Origin of the sequence: Pseudactinotalea sp. HY160, assembly GCF_009372055.1 — a bacterium.
GTDB lineage: Bacteria > Actinomycetota > Actinomycetes > Actinomycetales > Beutenbergiaceae > HY158.
Genome location: NZ_WHMT01000001.1, coordinates 317,068 through 330,383, shown reverse-complemented (window position 1 = coordinate 330,383; position 13,316 = coordinate 317,068). Strand labels below are relative to the sequence as shown.

The 13,316-nt window shown below is 72.7% G+C and carries 13 protein-coding genes and 1 tRNA gene; 9 read left to right on the top strand and 5 right to left on the bottom strand.

The features are described from left to right. Window positions 1-192: 192 nt before the first annotated feature. The 5 genes from pth to GCG21_RS01425 all read right to left on the bottom strand — a co-directional run bounded on the left by pth (window position 193) and on the right by GCG21_RS01425 (window position 4,534). A complete protein-coding gene (pth, locus tag GCG21_RS01445; RefSeq protein ID WP_152817483.1) occupies window positions 193-783 on the bottom strand; it encodes an aminoacyl-tRNA hydrolase in 591 nt (196 codons plus the stop codon). Window positions 784-794: 11 nt separating this feature from the next. Then, window positions 795-1,418, bottom strand: coding sequence for a 50S ribosomal protein L25/general stress protein Ctc (locus tag GCG21_RS01440; protein ID WP_370517193.1), 624 nt, complete (start codon window positions 1,416-1,418; stop codon window positions 795-797). A gap of 329 nt (window positions 1,419-1,747) precedes the next feature. After that, window positions 1,748-2,728 carry a ribose-phosphate diphosphokinase gene (locus tag GCG21_RS01435; protein WP_152817482.1) on the bottom strand — a complete coding sequence of 327 codons (981 nt, stop codon included), beginning with the start codon at window positions 2,726-2,728 and terminating at the stop codon, window positions 1,748-1,750. Window positions 2,729-2,830: 102 nt separating this feature from the next. Beyond that, window positions 2,831-4,312: a bifunctional UDP-N-acetylglucosamine diphosphorylase/glucosamine-1-phosphate N-acetyltransferase GlmU gene (gene glmU / locus GCG21_RS01430; protein WP_370517192.1), complete on the bottom strand. Its 1,482-nt coding sequence runs from the start codon at window positions 4,310-4,312 to the stop codon at window positions 2,831-2,833. 150 nt (window positions 4,313-4,462) lie between these two features. Further along, a tRNA-Gln gene (locus GCG21_RS01425) sits at window positions 4,463-4,534 on the bottom strand. A 163-nt stretch (window positions 4,535-4,697) separates the two neighbouring features. On the opposite strand from GCG21_RS01425, the gene GCG21_RS01420 reads away from it, so the two are divergent. From GCG21_RS01420 to GCG21_RS01380, 9 genes are all read left to right on the top strand, one after another. Continuing rightward, on the top strand, window positions 4,698-5,351 hold the full coding sequence (locus tag GCG21_RS01420) for a TetR/AcrR family transcriptional regulator (RefSeq protein ID WP_152817702.1): 654 nt from the start codon (window positions 4,698-4,700) through the stop codon (window positions 5,349-5,351). Between the two features lie 208 nt (window positions 5,352-5,559). Further along, window positions 5,560-6,510 (top strand): ABC transporter ATP-binding protein, encoded by a 951-nt coding sequence (locus tag GCG21_RS01415; protein WP_152817480.1) that lies wholly within the window; start codon window positions 5,560-5,562, stop codon window positions 6,508-6,510. After that, window positions 6,507-7,703, top strand: a complete 1,197-nt coding sequence (locus tag GCG21_RS01410) for an ABC transporter permease (RefSeq protein WP_152817479.1) — start codon at window positions 6,507-6,509, stop codon at window positions 7,701-7,703. The genes GCG21_RS01415 and GCG21_RS01410 overlap by 4 nt, the downstream gene beginning before the upstream one ends. Window positions 7,704-7,745: 42 nt before the next feature. After that, window positions 7,746-8,249: a MarR family winged helix-turn-helix transcriptional regulator gene (locus tag GCG21_RS01405; protein WP_152817478.1), complete on the top strand. Its 504-nt coding sequence runs from the start codon at window positions 7,746-7,748 to the stop codon at window positions 8,247-8,249. A 31-nt stretch (window positions 8,250-8,280) separates the two neighbouring features. After that, window positions 8,281-8,697 (top strand): hypothetical protein, encoded by a 417-nt coding sequence (locus tag GCG21_RS01400; protein WP_152817477.1) that lies wholly within the window; start codon window positions 8,281-8,283, stop codon window positions 8,695-8,697. Window positions 8,698-8,772: 75 nt separating this feature from the next. Beyond that, window positions 8,773-9,825: a nitronate monooxygenase family protein gene (locus GCG21_RS01395; protein ID WP_152817476.1), complete on the top strand. Its 1,053-nt coding sequence runs from the start codon at window positions 8,773-8,775 to the stop codon at window positions 9,823-9,825. A 126-nt stretch (window positions 9,826-9,951) separates the two neighbouring features. Further along, complete coding sequence (locus GCG21_RS01390) at window positions 9,952-10,710, top strand: TetR/AcrR family transcriptional regulator (protein ID WP_227992868.1); 759 nt, start codon at window positions 9,952-9,954, stop codon at window positions 10,708-10,710. Beyond that, complete coding sequence (locus tag GCG21_RS01385; protein ID WP_152817475.1) at window positions 10,707-11,627, top strand: ABC transporter ATP-binding protein; 921 nt, start codon at window positions 10,707-10,709, stop codon at window positions 11,625-11,627. Before GCG21_RS01390 ends, GCG21_RS01385 begins: the two co-directional genes overlap by 4 nt. Beyond that, window positions 11,624-13,291 (top strand): ABC transporter permease, encoded by a 1,668-nt coding sequence (locus GCG21_RS01380; protein ID WP_152817474.1) that lies wholly within the window; start codon window positions 11,624-11,626, stop codon window positions 13,289-13,291. Before GCG21_RS01385 ends, GCG21_RS01380 begins: the two co-directional genes overlap by 4 nt. Window positions 13,292-13,316: the final 25 nt, after the last annotated feature.

Here is a 13,316-nt window from a genome sequence, read left to right as displayed (position 1 = left end):
ACCGCTTCCTGGGCAGCACTCGTGTCCCCGCGCTCCGGGGAGGCGGGGTGGGAGGATCTCCTCCGGCGAACCAGTGTACGCGGCGCCCCGGGCCGCCCGGGCGGGGGCCTCCACCCGCCCCCGAGGGGGTCGATCCCTCCCCTGTGCGGCCCGTCCCGGCCCGTCACGGCCCGCGCAGGCCGCATAGCCGCATCAGGTGCGTGAGTGCAGCCGCTCCTGCGCGGCCGTGAATCCGAGGGTGGCGACGTCCTCGACGGCCTCGACCGCCTCGGCGATCGTCACGGCGAGTTCGTCCCGTTCGGCGCGGGCGAAGTCCCGCAGCACGTAGTCGGCCGGGTCCATGCGTCCCGGTGGCCGGCCGATCCCGATCCGCAGTCGCAGGTAGTCCTTGGTGCCCAGCGCCGAGGAGATCGACTTGAGCCCGTTGTGACCGCCCTCGCCGCCGCCCCGCTTGAGCCGGAGCGTGGCGGGGGGCAGATCGAGTTCGTCGTGCACCACGAGGATGTGGTCGGGCTCGGCCCCGTAGAAGGACGCGAGCGAGGCGACCGGGCCGCCGGAGACGTTCATGAAGGTGAGCGGCTTGGCGAGCACGACCCGCGGCCCGCCCACACCCCCGGGGCCGAACCGCCCCTCGAGCACGCGGGCGCGGGCCTTGCGGTGGCTGCCGAAGGTGCCGGCGATCTCGCGGGCCACGGCGTCGAGCACCTGGTGGCCGACGTTGTGGCGGTGTCCCGCGTAGGCGGGCCCGGGGTTGCCCAGGCCCACCACGAGGAGAACGGTCATGGACGCGCGGCTCAGGCCTCGGCGGCCGGGGTCGCCTCGGTGGCGGCCTCCGCGGCCTCCTCGACATCGGCGGCCGGCTCGATGTAGGGCTCGGTGATGAGGACGATGACCTCGTCGGCCTCGACCTCGAGCTCGGCGCCGGCCGGGATCTGCAGGTCGCTCGCGCGCACGTAGTCGCCGTCGTTGAGCCCGTCGATGTTGGCCACGATGTGCTCGGGCAGGCTCAGGGCCTCCGCGCGGATGGTCACGGTCTGCAGCTCGAGCGCGTGGATCGTGCCGGGGTAGGACTCGCCCTCGATCACGACGGGCACCTCGACGACGACCTTCTCGCCGCGCTTGACCAGGAGCAGGTCGACGTGCTCGATCACGCGCTTGACGGGGTCGCGCTGGACGTCACGGGTGAGGGCGAGCTCCTCGGTGCCGTCGAACGTGAGCTGGACGAGCGCGTTCGGGTTGCCCTTGAGCGCGAGGAACGTGTCGTGGCCGGGAAGCGCGAGGTGCACCGGGTCGGTGCCGTGGCCGTAGAGCACGGCCGGCACGAGGCCGTCGCGACGGGAGCGGCGCGAGGCACCCTTGCCGAATTCGGTCCGCAGCTGGGCCGCGAGGACGGGCGTGGTGGTGGTGTTCTTCGGCACGGGAGATTCCTTCGTCGTGGGGGCGGTGGCTCCTCGGGCGGGGGCCCGTGAGCACGCACGGCGAAGGAACGGATCGCTCCTGCACCACGTCGATCACGGATCCGGTGAGACCGGTTCTCCCTCGCCGAGGCAACCTCGACATCGTAGCCCCCGTCGCCCGCTCGCGCACAGTCGCGCCCCGCCCACAGCTCCGGTCCCGGCGTGATGTCGGCCACGGTTCGAACGGATGGCCCCGCGCAACGGGCGCGCGTATGGACGACGTCGCTCGCCCGGGTGCGCATCGCACCCGGCGCTCGCGTCACTCGCCCACACCGGCCGGGGAAGTACGGCTAGGCGTTGCCGTCGAAGAGGGAGGTGACCGAGCCGTCGTCGAAGACCTCGCGGATCGCGCGGGCGATGAGCGGGGCGATCGAGAGCACGGTGAGGTTGGGGAATCGCTTGTCGGCGGTGATCGGCAGGGTGTCGGTCACGATCACCTCGCGCGCGCCGCACTCCTGCAGCCGCTGGGCCGCCGGGTCGGAGAGCACGCCGTGGGTGGCGGCGACGATGACCGAGTTCGCTCCCGCGTCCATGCAGACCTTGACGGCCTCGGCGATCGTGCCGCCGGTGTCGATGAGGTCGTCGACGAGCACGCAGTCGCGCCCCTCGACCTCGCCGACGACCCGGTTCGCCACGGCGCTGTTCGGCCGGTCGATGTCGCGGGTCTTGTGCACGAAGGCGAGCGGTCCGCCGCCGAGTTTGGTGGCCCACTGCTCGGCCACGCGGATGCGGCCGGCGTCCGGGGAGACGACCGTCACGTTGGTGGTGTCGACCCGGCCGCGCACGTAGTCGGTGAGGATCGGCATCGCCCACAGGTGGTCCACGGGGCCGTCGAAGAAACCCTGGGTCTGGGCGGCGTGCAGGTCGACGCTCATGAGCCGGTCGGCGCCGGCGCACTTGAACAGGTCGGCCATGAGGCGGGCGGAGATCGGCTCGCGGCCCCGGTGCTTCTTGTCCTGGCGCGAATACCCGTAGAACGGCATGACGGCGGTGATCGAGGCCACGGAGGCCCGCTTCAGGGCGTCGACCATGAGGAGCTGTTCCATCACCCACTGGTTGATGGGCTGCGTGTGCGACTGCAGCACGAAGGCGTCGGCGCCGCGCACGCTCTCCGCGTAGCGCACGTAGATCTCCCCGTTCGCGAAGTCGTACGCCGTGGTCGGCACGACCTCGATGCCGAGCTCCTCGGCGACGGCGACGGCGAGTTCGGGGTGGGCTCGACCCGAGACCAGCACGAGGCGCTTCTCGTCTTGGGTGGTGATACCTGTCATCAACTACTCCTGGGTGCGGGGCGGGCGAGTCGGCTGCGAGCGGGCGGGTGGTTGGTGTGGACCGGCAGCAGGTGTGGACCGGCGGCCGGTGCGGGTCGGCGGCTAGTGCGGATCGGGCGGGGTGAGGGCTGGATCGGCTGCGGCGGCCGTGTCGGCCGCGTCAGCTGCGTCGGCCGCGGCGGCTGCGTCGGCCGAGGGGGTGCCGGGACGGCGCGAGCGCGTCCACCCCTCGATGATGCGTTCGCCGGCGGTGCTCACGGCGAGTGCGCCCGCGGGGACGTCCTCCCGCAGCGTCGTGCCGGCACCCGTGTAGGCGCCCGCGCCGAGTTCGACCGGGGCCACGAACATCGTGTTCGACCCGGCCCGGGCCTGGGGCCCGACGACGGTCGGGTGCTTGTGGACGCCGTCGTAGTTCGCGGTGATCGACCCGGCGCCGACGTTGGCGCCCGCACCGATCGTGGCATCGCCCATATACGACAGGTGCGGGATCTTGGCGCCGTCGTCGAGCCGGGTGTTCTTCGCCTCGACGAACGTGCCGATCTTCGCCCCCGGCCCCACGACGACCCGCTGGCGCAGGTACGCGTACGGACCGACGCGAGCGCCCGCCTCGATGCGCGAATCGAGCACATGGCTGCGCACGACCTCGGCGCCGGCGCCGACGCGGGTGTCCGTCAGGGTCGTGTCCGGGCCGATCCGTGCTCCGGTGGCCACGCTCGTGGCCCCGTGCAGCTGCACCCCGGGCAGGATCTCGCAGTCGGGCGCCAGGTCGACCCCGACGTCGACCCACACCGAGGTCGGGTCCACGATCGTCACCCCGGCGCGCATGTGCGCGCCGAGCAGGCGGCGGTTGAGTTCGGCGCCGAGCGTCGCGAGCTGGGCCTTGTCGTTCACGCCCTCGGCCACGACCGCATCGAGCGTGCGGACGGCGGCCACTCGCCCGCCGTCGGCGCGCGCCTGCCCGATCACGTCGGTCAGGTAGAGCTCGCCCTGGGCGTTGTCGGTGCCGATGCGGGCGAGCCCGGAGCGCAGGATCGCCGCGTCGAAGACGTAGACGGCCGAGTTGATCTCGGTGATCTCGAGCTGGGCGGCGCTCGCGTCGCGGTGCTCGACGATCCCGGTCACCTGCCCGTCGCCGTCGCGCACGATCCGCCCGTAGCCGGTCGGGTCCGGGGCGTCGGTGCTCAGGATGGTCACGGCGTTGCCGGCGGCGTGCTCGGCGAGCAGGCCCCGCAGGGTCGCCTCGTCGAGGAGCGGCACGTCGCCCGCGAGCACGACGACGGGCCCGCTCAGGTCCGCGGGGAGCGCGGCGAGCGCACACTGGGTCGCCCGGCCGGTGCCGGGCACCTCGTCCTGGTCGGCGACGATCGCCGCGGGATCGAGCTCGCGCACATGGGCGGCGACCCGCTCCCGGTCGTGGCGGACCACGACGGCGAGGTGGTCGGGACCGAGGCTGCGCCCGGCCGCGAGGACGTGACCGAGGAGGCTCCGGCCGCCGATCGCGTGCAGGACCTTGGGCAGCGACGATCGCATCCGGGTGCCCTGCCCGGCGGCGAGGACGATGACGGCGGCTGGCGACTGGCTCACGGCCACCACTCTAATGCCGCCCGCGACGCCGCCGGTCGGACTCGGCGCCCGGGCGGGCAGGTGTGCGGGAGGCCACCCGGGCGCGGCGGGACCGCCGGTCATCGGCGCAGGGAACTCGCGGCACCAGCGGCGCCGGTGTCGATGCAGGGGCTCCGCCCCCAGGATTCGAACCTGGACTGCACGGCTCCAAAGGCCGGCGTGCTGCCTTTACACCAGGGCGGATCGTTCCGCTCGCGGACCCGGCCTGTCCGCGGGCACGAGGCCGACGGAGCCGATCGGAGCCGGTTGCGACGCAGCAGCGAGCATACCCGCGCCGGGCCCTGTGCCGCACCCCGCCGCCGCCGTGGGGCATGATGGGCACGTGCCCACCCCTCGTCGCGCCCGGATGACGGGCCAGGAACGCCGCGAACAACTCCTGACCGTGGGGCGATCGCTCTTCGCGGAGAAGGGCTTCGACGGCACGAGCGTCGAGGAGATCGCCGCCCGGGCCGAGGTGTCCAAGCCGGTCGTGTACGAACACTTCGGCGGCAAGGAGGGGATGTACGCGGTCATCGTCGACCGCGAGGTCGATGCGCTGCTCGCGGCGCTCACCGACGCCCTCTCGAGCGGCTCCCATCCCAAGAACACGGTCGAGGCGGCAGCGTGGGCGCTGCTCGACTACATCGAGGCGAACACCGACGGCTTCCGGATCCTCGTGCGGGACTCGCCCGTGGCGCAGGCGACCGGCACCTTCTCCTCGCTCATCGGCGACGTCGCCACCCAGGTGGAGCACCTCCTCGCGGCCCAGTTCGCGCGCCGCGGCATGGACGTCGAGGCGGCGCCGATGTACGCCCAGATGCTCGTGGGGATGATCGCGCTCACCGGTCAGTGGTGGCTCGAGACCCGCGCACCGAGCAAGGACGTCGTGGCCGCGCACCTGGTCAACCTCGCGTGGAACGGGCTCAGGGGAATCGAGCCCGAACCGACCCTCGGGCGCGGCTGGCGGCTCCGGCGGGGCGCGCGTGCCGCCGGGCGGGGGCAGGGTCGCCCGGAACAGTGACCGCACCAGTGACCGCAAGCAGTGACCGCGAGCGGACGCCTCGGTCGCCGGCGTCTCGGTAGCAGGCGCCTCGGTAGCAGGGGCCTCGCCGGCAGGTGCAGGAGCGGGTGCCCCAGGAGGACCGTACACACGGGGTGGGACCGTGCCGGTGTCGGTACCCGACCTCTAAGATGAACCACGCATCGACCACTGACCTGGGGAACCGATCATGCCCACCCTGACCATCTCCGGGCTCGACAAGAGCTACGGATCCCTGCGAGCCCTGACCGACATGTCGTTCACCGTCGGCGCCGGCGAGATCTTCGGCTTCGTGGGCTCGAACGGCGCCGGCAAGACCACGGCCATGCGGATCGCGCTCGGCGTGCTCCACGCCGACGCCGGCCAGGTCCTCCTCGACGGCACGCCCCTCGACCTCGACGCCCGGCGGCGCGTGGGCTACATGCCCGAGGAGCGGGGCCTGTACCCGAAGATGCGGGTGGGCGAGCAGCTCGTCTACCTCGCCCAGCTCCACGGCCTCTCGAGGTCCGCGGCGCACGAGGCGATGCTCCACTGGACCGAGGTGCTCGGCGTGTCGGAGCGCCGCGGCGACGAGGTGCAGAAGCTCTCGCTCGGGAACCAGCAGCGGGTGCAGCTCGCGGCTGCGCTCGTGCACGACCCGGACGTGCTCATCCTCGACGAGCCGTTCTCCGGGCTCGACCCGGTCGCCGTGGACGTGATGAGCTCCGTGCTGCGCCAACGGGCCGACGCCGGGGTTCCCGTGGTGTTCTCCTCCCACCAGCTCGAACTGGTCGAGCGGCTCTGCGACCGCGTGGGCATCGTGCGCAAGGGACGGCTCGTGGCCGAGGGCACGATCGACGAGCTCCACCGCACCCCGACCCGGAACTGGCGGATCGTGGCGCCGGACGCACCGCCCTCGTGGGCCGCCGCCTCCGGCGTGCTCACCGGGGTCCCGGGGGCTCAGCTCCTCGCGGACGGGCCCGACGCGCTGGTGAGCCTCCCGGCGGAGGCGACGGACGTCGTCCAGAAGCTGCTGCGAGCGGCGCTCGACACGTCGGCGGTGACCGAATTCACGTGGGTCCGGCCCACGCTGACCGACCTGTTCCGCCACGCGGTGAGCGAGGACGGACAACCGGGCGACGAGGGGAAGGTGCGGTCATGAGCACGATGTCGGCAGTCGGGCGGGTCGCCCTGCGGGAGATGCGTACGCGCTTCACCGCGAAGGCCACGATCATCTCCACCGTGATCCTCATGGTGCTCATCATCGGAGCGATCGTGGCGCTCTCGATCATCACCTCCCGGCCGGCCACCTCGCTCGAGGTGGGCGTGGCCGGCGAGACGGCCGAGCTGAGCGCGAGCCTCGAGCAGGCCGCGACCAGCCAGAGCTCCTCGCTCGACCTGCACACCGGCCTGAGCGCCGAGGAGGGCCGCCGGCAGGTGCTCGGCGGCGAGATCGAGGCGTTCATCAGCGGAGACCCGACGGCGCCGCAGGTCGCCTTCGATGGGGACCCGGATCAGACGATCATGGAGCTGGTCTCCGCGGCCGTGCGCAGCCACGCCCTCGCCGAGGCGATCAGCGCGGCCGGCGGCGATCCGAAGCAGGTGCTCGCGCAGGCCGCGACCGCCGCTCCCACGACCGTCAACCTGAGTGCAGAGCAGGCTGTCGCGGACTTGAATCCGATCCAGATCATCACGACGTTGGCGACGATCAGCCTCCTGCTGTTCGCGCTCATCCAGTCGGCCTCGATGGTCGCCGTCGGCGTGGTGGAGGAGAAGTCCTCGCGCGTCGTGGAGATCCTGCTCGCGACCATCCGACCGATCCAGCTCCTCACCGGGAAGGTGATCGGCGTCGGCGTGGTCGCGCTGAGCCAGGTGGTCGCCATGATCGCCGCGGCACTCATCACGGCCAAGGCGACCGGGGTCCTCGATGGCTTCGAGTTCGACCTCGGTGGCGCCATCGGCATGCTGGCGCTGTGGTTCCTACTCGGATTCGCCATCTACGTGGTGCTCGTGGGCGGGCTCGCGGCGCTCGTCTCCCGGCAGGAGGACATCGGGGCCGTGACCACGCCGATGGTGTTCGGGATGATGATCCCGTTCTACCTCGGCATCTACCTCGTTCCGAACGCCCCCGATTCCCTCGCAACCAGGGTGCTCTCCCAGGTCCCCTTCTTCTCCCCGTTCATGATGCCGGTTCGCACGGCGACCGGAGTGGTGGAGACCTGGGAGGTCCTGCTGTCCGTGGCACTCTGCCTGCTGTTCATCCCGTTCCTCATGTGGATCGGCGGGCGCGTGTACGGCCGGGCCGTGCTCAACACGGGCGGACGGATGAAGCTCTCGGCGGCGCTCAAGGGCTGAGCCGGGCCGGTCCGGCGACCGGGCGTCGACTACCCTGCAGGAATGGCAGATTCCGATGAGGTCGACCGGCTCGTCGCGGCCTGGCGCCGGGAGCGCCCGGACCTGGATCCGGAGCCGATGCAGGTGTTCTCGCGGCTGTCACGGCTGGCGCGACACCTCGAGCTCGCGCGTCGGGCGGCCTTCTCGAAATACGGCCTCGAGTCCGGCGCGTTCGACGTGCTCGCGGCGCTGCGCCGGTCGGGTGAGCCGTACGAGCTCACCCCGGGCCTGCTGCTCGCCGAGACCATGGTCACCTCCGGAACGATGACCAACCGGGTGGACCGGCTCGTGCGGGACGGCTATGTGCAGCGCGCCGCGGCGGTCGGCGATCGGAGGGTCGTGCGGGTTCGCCTGACGGAGTCCGGCAAGTCGGTCGTCGACGCCGCGATGGCCGACCTGTTGCGACGCGAGACCGAACTGCTCACCGGACTGAGCGACCCCCAGCGGACCGAGCTCGCCGACCTGTTGCGGGCGCTGGCCGCGCCCTTCGAGACCCCCGGGGGTTAGGCTGAGAACCGACGGGTGCCAGGAGGAAGCAGTGGATTCGGAACCGTATCTCTCCCGCCGCCGCGTGGTCCAGCTCGTGGCCGCGGGCGCCGCGGTGGTCGGGGCGGTGGCGGCCTGTCTCCTGCCGCTGTACGCGACCAGTTCCACCTCGAGCACGGGCACCGAGGTGACCGAGAGCGTGTCGGCCTGGCATGCGATGGGCCCCTCGATCCTCGTGACGGTCGCCTTCCCGGTGGCGTTCGCGCTGCTGCCGCTGTTCTCCCGGGGGCGCTGGTGGCAGCGGCTCGGGTTCATCTCCGCTGCGCTGCTCATCCTCTTCACCCTCGCCGGGCTGCTGAGCATCGGGATGCTGTTCATCCCGGCGACGGCCCTCGCCGCCGCGGCGATGTTCGTGCGTGCCCCGGAGACCGAGCACACCGACGATGCGGTGACCGCCGGGCGCGGCTGACCCCTCCCGCGGGCCGGGGAACCGGCGGTTATACACTGGGGTGAGAATATTTCCCCACCGGAAGGCCGGTCACGCATGTCCGCCGCAACTCTTCGCGCCCTGCTCGGCATCGACCACCCGGTGGTGCTCGCCCCCTTCGGCGGCCTCAGCTCGATCGAGTTGACCGCCGCCGTGAGCGAGCTCGGCGGACTCGGGTCCTACGGCCTGTACGGCTACTCCCCCGCCCGGATCGCCGAGACCTGCGAGGCGCTGCACGCGGCCACCGATCGCCCGTTCGCCCTGAACCTGTGGCTGCCGACCGGCGACGAGGTGCGCCCCGGCCAGGGCGAGCTCGACGCGGTGCACGCCGCCCTCGCCCCGTTCTTCGCCGAGGTGGACGCGCCGGTTCCGCCCGAACCCGCGGCCTTCCTCCCGGAGTTCACCGAGCAGGCGGAGGCCGCGCTCGCGGCGGGTCCGGCCGTGCTCAGCCTCGTCTACGGGGTGCCGCCGGCCTGGCTGATCGAGCGTGCCCACGCCTCCGGCACGGTCGTGATCGGCACGGCCACGACCGTCGCCGAGGCGGTCGCGCTCGAGGCGGGCGGGGTGGACGCCGTCGTGGCCACCGGCTCCGAGGCCGCCGGCCACCGCACCTCGTTCCTGGGTCGCCCGGAGGACTCGCTCGTGGGCACGTTCGCCCTCGTTCCCCAGGTGGTCGACGCGGTCGCCATCCCCGTGCTCGCCGCCGGCGGAATCGCGGACCGGCGCGGGGTCGCCGCCGCGTTCGCCCTCGGCGCCTCCGGGGTGCACGTCGGCACCGCGTTCCTCGCCACCCGCCAGTCCGCGGCGAACGACGCGCACCGGGCGGCGATCCGCTCGACGCCACCGGAGGCAACGGTGCTCACCCGGGCGATGAGCGGCCGGCTCGCTCGTGGGGCCCGGAACCGGGCGGTGACCGCGATCGAGGACGCCGGGGCCATCGCGCCGTTCCCCGCGCAGAATTGGCTCACGGGCCGGTTCCGCTCCGAGGCGGGCCGGCGCGGACTCGGCGAGCTCCAGTCGCTGTGGCTCGGCCAGGGCGCACCGCTCGCCACCCGTCACGAGGCGGCCGAGGTGTTCACCGAGTTGCGCGCGGGGGTTCCGGCCGCCTGACCGGCGCCCGAGCCGCGCTCTCTCGGGGCCCTGCCGGCACCCGCTCGCGGATCGGCCGGCGCTCGAGCCGAACGGCGGCGAATCGACCCTTGACACGAGCGTGAACATGCGTTCACACTGGCTGTCATGGTCCATGAACAGGCGTTCACAGCCGCCGATCCCCCGGTCCCGACCGATTCCCCGGAGGCCGGCCCCATCCTCATGGCGGCGCTCAACCGGTTCGCCCGCGAGGGTTTCGGGGCGCCGCTGCGTGTGATCGCGGCGGACGCGGATGTGAGCGCGGCGCTCATCATCAAGCGCTACGGCACGAAGGAGGGGTTGCGGGCGGCCTGCGACGGCGTTGCGCTCGAATGGATCCGCGCGGCCAAGGCGAGGAACATCGGCGTCGTCGCGGGCGGCGGGCTGCTGCCGACCCTCGTCGGCGGCGACGAGTACGCCCCGCTCGTCGGCTACGTCATGCAGTCGGTCATCGCCGGCGGATCGCTGGGCCGATCCTTCGTCGAGCACATGATCGCCGACGCGGAGGGCTACCTGGCCGACGCCGTCGCCGCCGGCGTCATCCGACCCAGTCGCGACGAGCGGGCCCGCGCCCGCTACCTCGTGACCAGCTCCCTCGGCTCCTTCCTCCTCACGATGCTGCTCGAGCCGGACACCGGCGGCCGCTCCGCGACCGACCTGCCCGGGCTGTACCGCATGCTCGCCTCCGAGGGCACGGGTCCGATGCTCGAGCTGTACACCGAGGGCCTGTTCACGACCCGGCGCATCCTCGAGGACTTCCTGCTGCACACGGGCGACGCACCCGGTCAGGCGGATTCGGCCGATCGAGTCGATACGGCCGCAGCACCACACACCGACGAGGGCAAGGACGGCGAGCACACCCCATGAGCATCATCGACATCCGCGGACTCGAGAAGTCCTTCGGCCCGGTCACGGCACTCGACCGACTCGACCTGAGCCTCGGCGCCGGCGAGGCTCACGGCTTCCTCGGCCCGAACGGCGCCGGAAAGTCGACGACGATCCGGGTGCTGCTCGGCCTGCTCCGGGCCGACGCCGGGCACGTGCGTCTCTTCGACGCCGATCCGTGGGCCGACGCGGTCGCGCTCCACCGTCGCCTCGCCTACGTGCCGGGCGACGTGACCCTGTGGCCGAACCTCACCGGCGGGGAGACCATCGACTACCTCACCCGGCTGCGCGGCGGAGCCGACCCGGCCCGCCGGGCCGAACTGCTCGAGCGGTTCGAGCTCGACCCCACGAAGAAGGCGCGCACCTACTCCAAGGGGAACCGCCAGAAGGTCGCGCTCGTCGCCGCGTTCGCCCGGGACGCCGAGCTGTACGTCCTCGACGAGCCGACCAGCGGACTCGACCCGCTCATGGAATCGGTGTTCACCGACTACGTGCGCGGCCTCGCGCGCGCGGGCCGAACGGTGCTGCTGAGCAGCCACATCCTCAGCGAGGTCGAAAAGGTGTGTGACACGGTGACGATCATCCGCGCCGGTCGGGCCGTCGAGACCGGCACCCTCGCGAGCATGCGCCACCTCACCCGCTCCCACGTCGAGGCCGTCGTCACCGCGGCCGGGGCGCGGGCCCTGGCCGCCCTGGCCGGGGTGCACGATCTCGCGTCCCGACCTCGACACGACGGCACCCACGTCTCCTTCGAGGTCGAGGACGCCACGATCCAGCGCGTGCTCGAGCCGCTCGCGAGCCACGGCGTCGCCTCCCTCCAGGTCACCCCGCCCTCGCTCGAGGATCTCTTCCTCCGCCACTACGGCGAGCAGCCCGTTCCGTCCGGTGGCGGGCGATGAGCACCGCCGCCGCCGCGCCGCTCGACGCCGTCCGGACCCCGCTCCGGCGCGAATCCCCGCTCACGGGCCTCGGGCACCTGAGTCGCCACATCGTTCGCCGCGACCGAGTCCGCATGGTCGTCTGGGTGGCCTCGGTCGTGGCCTTCGTGGCCTATTTCGTGTTCGCGCTGTCCACCGTCTTCGACCCGTCCGCCCTCGCCGCGCGCGCCGCGGTCATGCGCACCCCGAGCGGCATCGTCATGGGCGGGCCCGGGTACGGCCTCGACCACTACACCGCCCCGGTCGCGGTCGCGAACGAGGGCACGATGTGGATCGTGGTGGCGCTGGCGATCATGAGCATCATGCACGTGGTCCGCCACACCCGCGCGGCGGAGGGGGACGGCCAGGCCGAGCTCGTGCGTGCGGCCGCGGTCGGGCGCCACGCCCCCGGGGTCGCGACCATGCTCACCCTCGCGGTCCACCTGCTCGTCATCGCGGTGCTGTCCGCGGCGACGATGGTCGCGGTGGGGACCGGACTGTCGGCGGCGGACGCCTTCGCGATGATGCTCGGCTGCGCGGCGAGCGCGCTCGTCTTCGGCGCCGCCGCCCTCGTCGCCTCCCAGGTGAGCGTGCACGCCCGCACCGCGAGCGGCCTCTCGCTCGCGGTCGTGGCCGGGGCGTTCGTGGTCCGGGCCGCCGGCGACATCCGGCAGCCGGGCGGGTCGCTGCTCTCGTGGTTCTCACCGATCGCCTGGGCGCAGCAGTTGCGGGCGTTCGTCGACCTGCGCTGGTGGCCGGTCCTGCTCTCCGTGGTGGTCGCGCTCGTGCTCCTCGGCCTCGCCGCCCTCCTGGCCACCCGGCGCGACTTCGGCGCGGGGCTGCTCGAGAGCCGGCCCGGTCCGGCCACCGCCCGGGCGGGGCTTCGCTCCCCGGTCCGGCTCGCGTGGCTTCAGCAGCGCGGCACGCTGCTGTGGACGACGGTCGGGCTCGGGCTCATGTGGTTCGGTACCGGCACGCTCATGAGCACGCTGAACGACATGGTGGCCGATCTCGTGGGCACGAACCCCGTGCTGGGCCGGCTGTTCGGCACGGATCCGGCCGCGTTCACGAGCTCGTTCCTGGCGGTCGTCATGCTGTTCGTGTCGCTGTGCGCCGCGGCCTACGCCATCGTCATGGGCCTGCGCCCGCGGGCGGAGGAGTCCGCCGGCCGGCTCGAGGTCACCCTCGCCACCCCCGTGTCCCGGACTCGCTGGCTCGGGGCGCAGGTCCTCGTCGCCGGAATCGGCACGGGCGTGCTGCTCGCGGTCTCGGTGTACGGGCTGTGGCTCGGATCGATCCTCGTCGGTGTCGACGAACCGGGCCTGGCCGACTACTCGCTCGTGCTGGTCGGCCGGCTGCCCGCCGTGCTCGTGTTCCTCGCGCTCCCGGCGGCCCTGTTCGCGTGGTGGCCCCGGTTCGCGGGCCTGGCCTGGATCCTGCTCGCCTACGTGTTCGTGGGCGGGATGTTCGGGCAGCTGTTCGACCTGCCCGAGTGGGTGCTCGGCATCTCGCCGTTCCACTGGGTGCCCGAGGCCTTCGGGCCCGACCCGGACTTCTCGGGCGTCGCGGGGCTCGTGGCCGCGCTCGTCGCACTCGGGGCGCTCGCCTTCGCCGGCTTCCGGCGTCGGGACGTCCTGACGGCGTAACCGGCCGTCGCCGCGGTCGCGTGGC

What these genes read in the sequence shown, in the direction of transcription:
- GCG21_RS01395 (WP_152817476.1), top strand. Translation starts at nt 8,773, where the DNA reads ATGTCCGCCGCAACTCTTCGCGCCCTGCTCGGCATCGACCACCCGGTG.
- GCG21_RS01435 (WP_152817482.1), bottom strand. Translation starts at nt 2,728, where the DNA reads ATGACAGGTATCACCACCCAAGACGAGAAGCGCCTCGTGCTGGTCTCG.
- GCG21_RS01420 (WP_152817702.1), top strand. Translation starts at nt 4,698, where the DNA reads ATGACGGGCCAGGAACGCCGCGAACAACTCCTGACCGTGGGGCGATCG.
- pth (WP_152817483.1), bottom strand. Translation starts at nt 783, where the DNA reads ATGACCGTTCTCCTCGTGGTGGGCCTGGGCAACCCCGGGCCCGCCTAC.
- GCG21_RS01385 (WP_152817475.1), top strand. Translation starts at nt 10,707, where the DNA reads ATGAGCATCATCGACATCCGCGGACTCGAGAAGTCCTTCGGCCCGGTC.
- GCG21_RS01390 (WP_227992868.1), top strand. Translation starts at nt 9,952, where the DNA reads ATGGTCCATGAACAGGCGTTCACAGCCGCCGATCCCCCGGTCCCGACC.
- GCG21_RS01405 (WP_152817478.1), top strand. Translation starts at nt 7,746, where the DNA reads ATGGCAGATTCCGATGAGGTCGACCGGCTCGTCGCGGCCTGGCGCCGG.
- GCG21_RS01415 (WP_152817480.1), top strand. Translation starts at nt 5,560, where the DNA reads ATGCCCACCCTGACCATCTCCGGGCTCGACAAGAGCTACGGATCCCTG.
- GCG21_RS01410 (WP_152817479.1), top strand. Translation starts at nt 6,507, where the DNA reads ATGAGCACGATGTCGGCAGTCGGGCGGGTCGCCCTGCGGGAGATGCGT.
- GCG21_RS01380 (WP_152817474.1), top strand. Translation starts at nt 11,624, where the DNA reads ATGAGCACCGCCGCCGCCGCGCCGCTCGACGCCGTCCGGACCCCGCTC.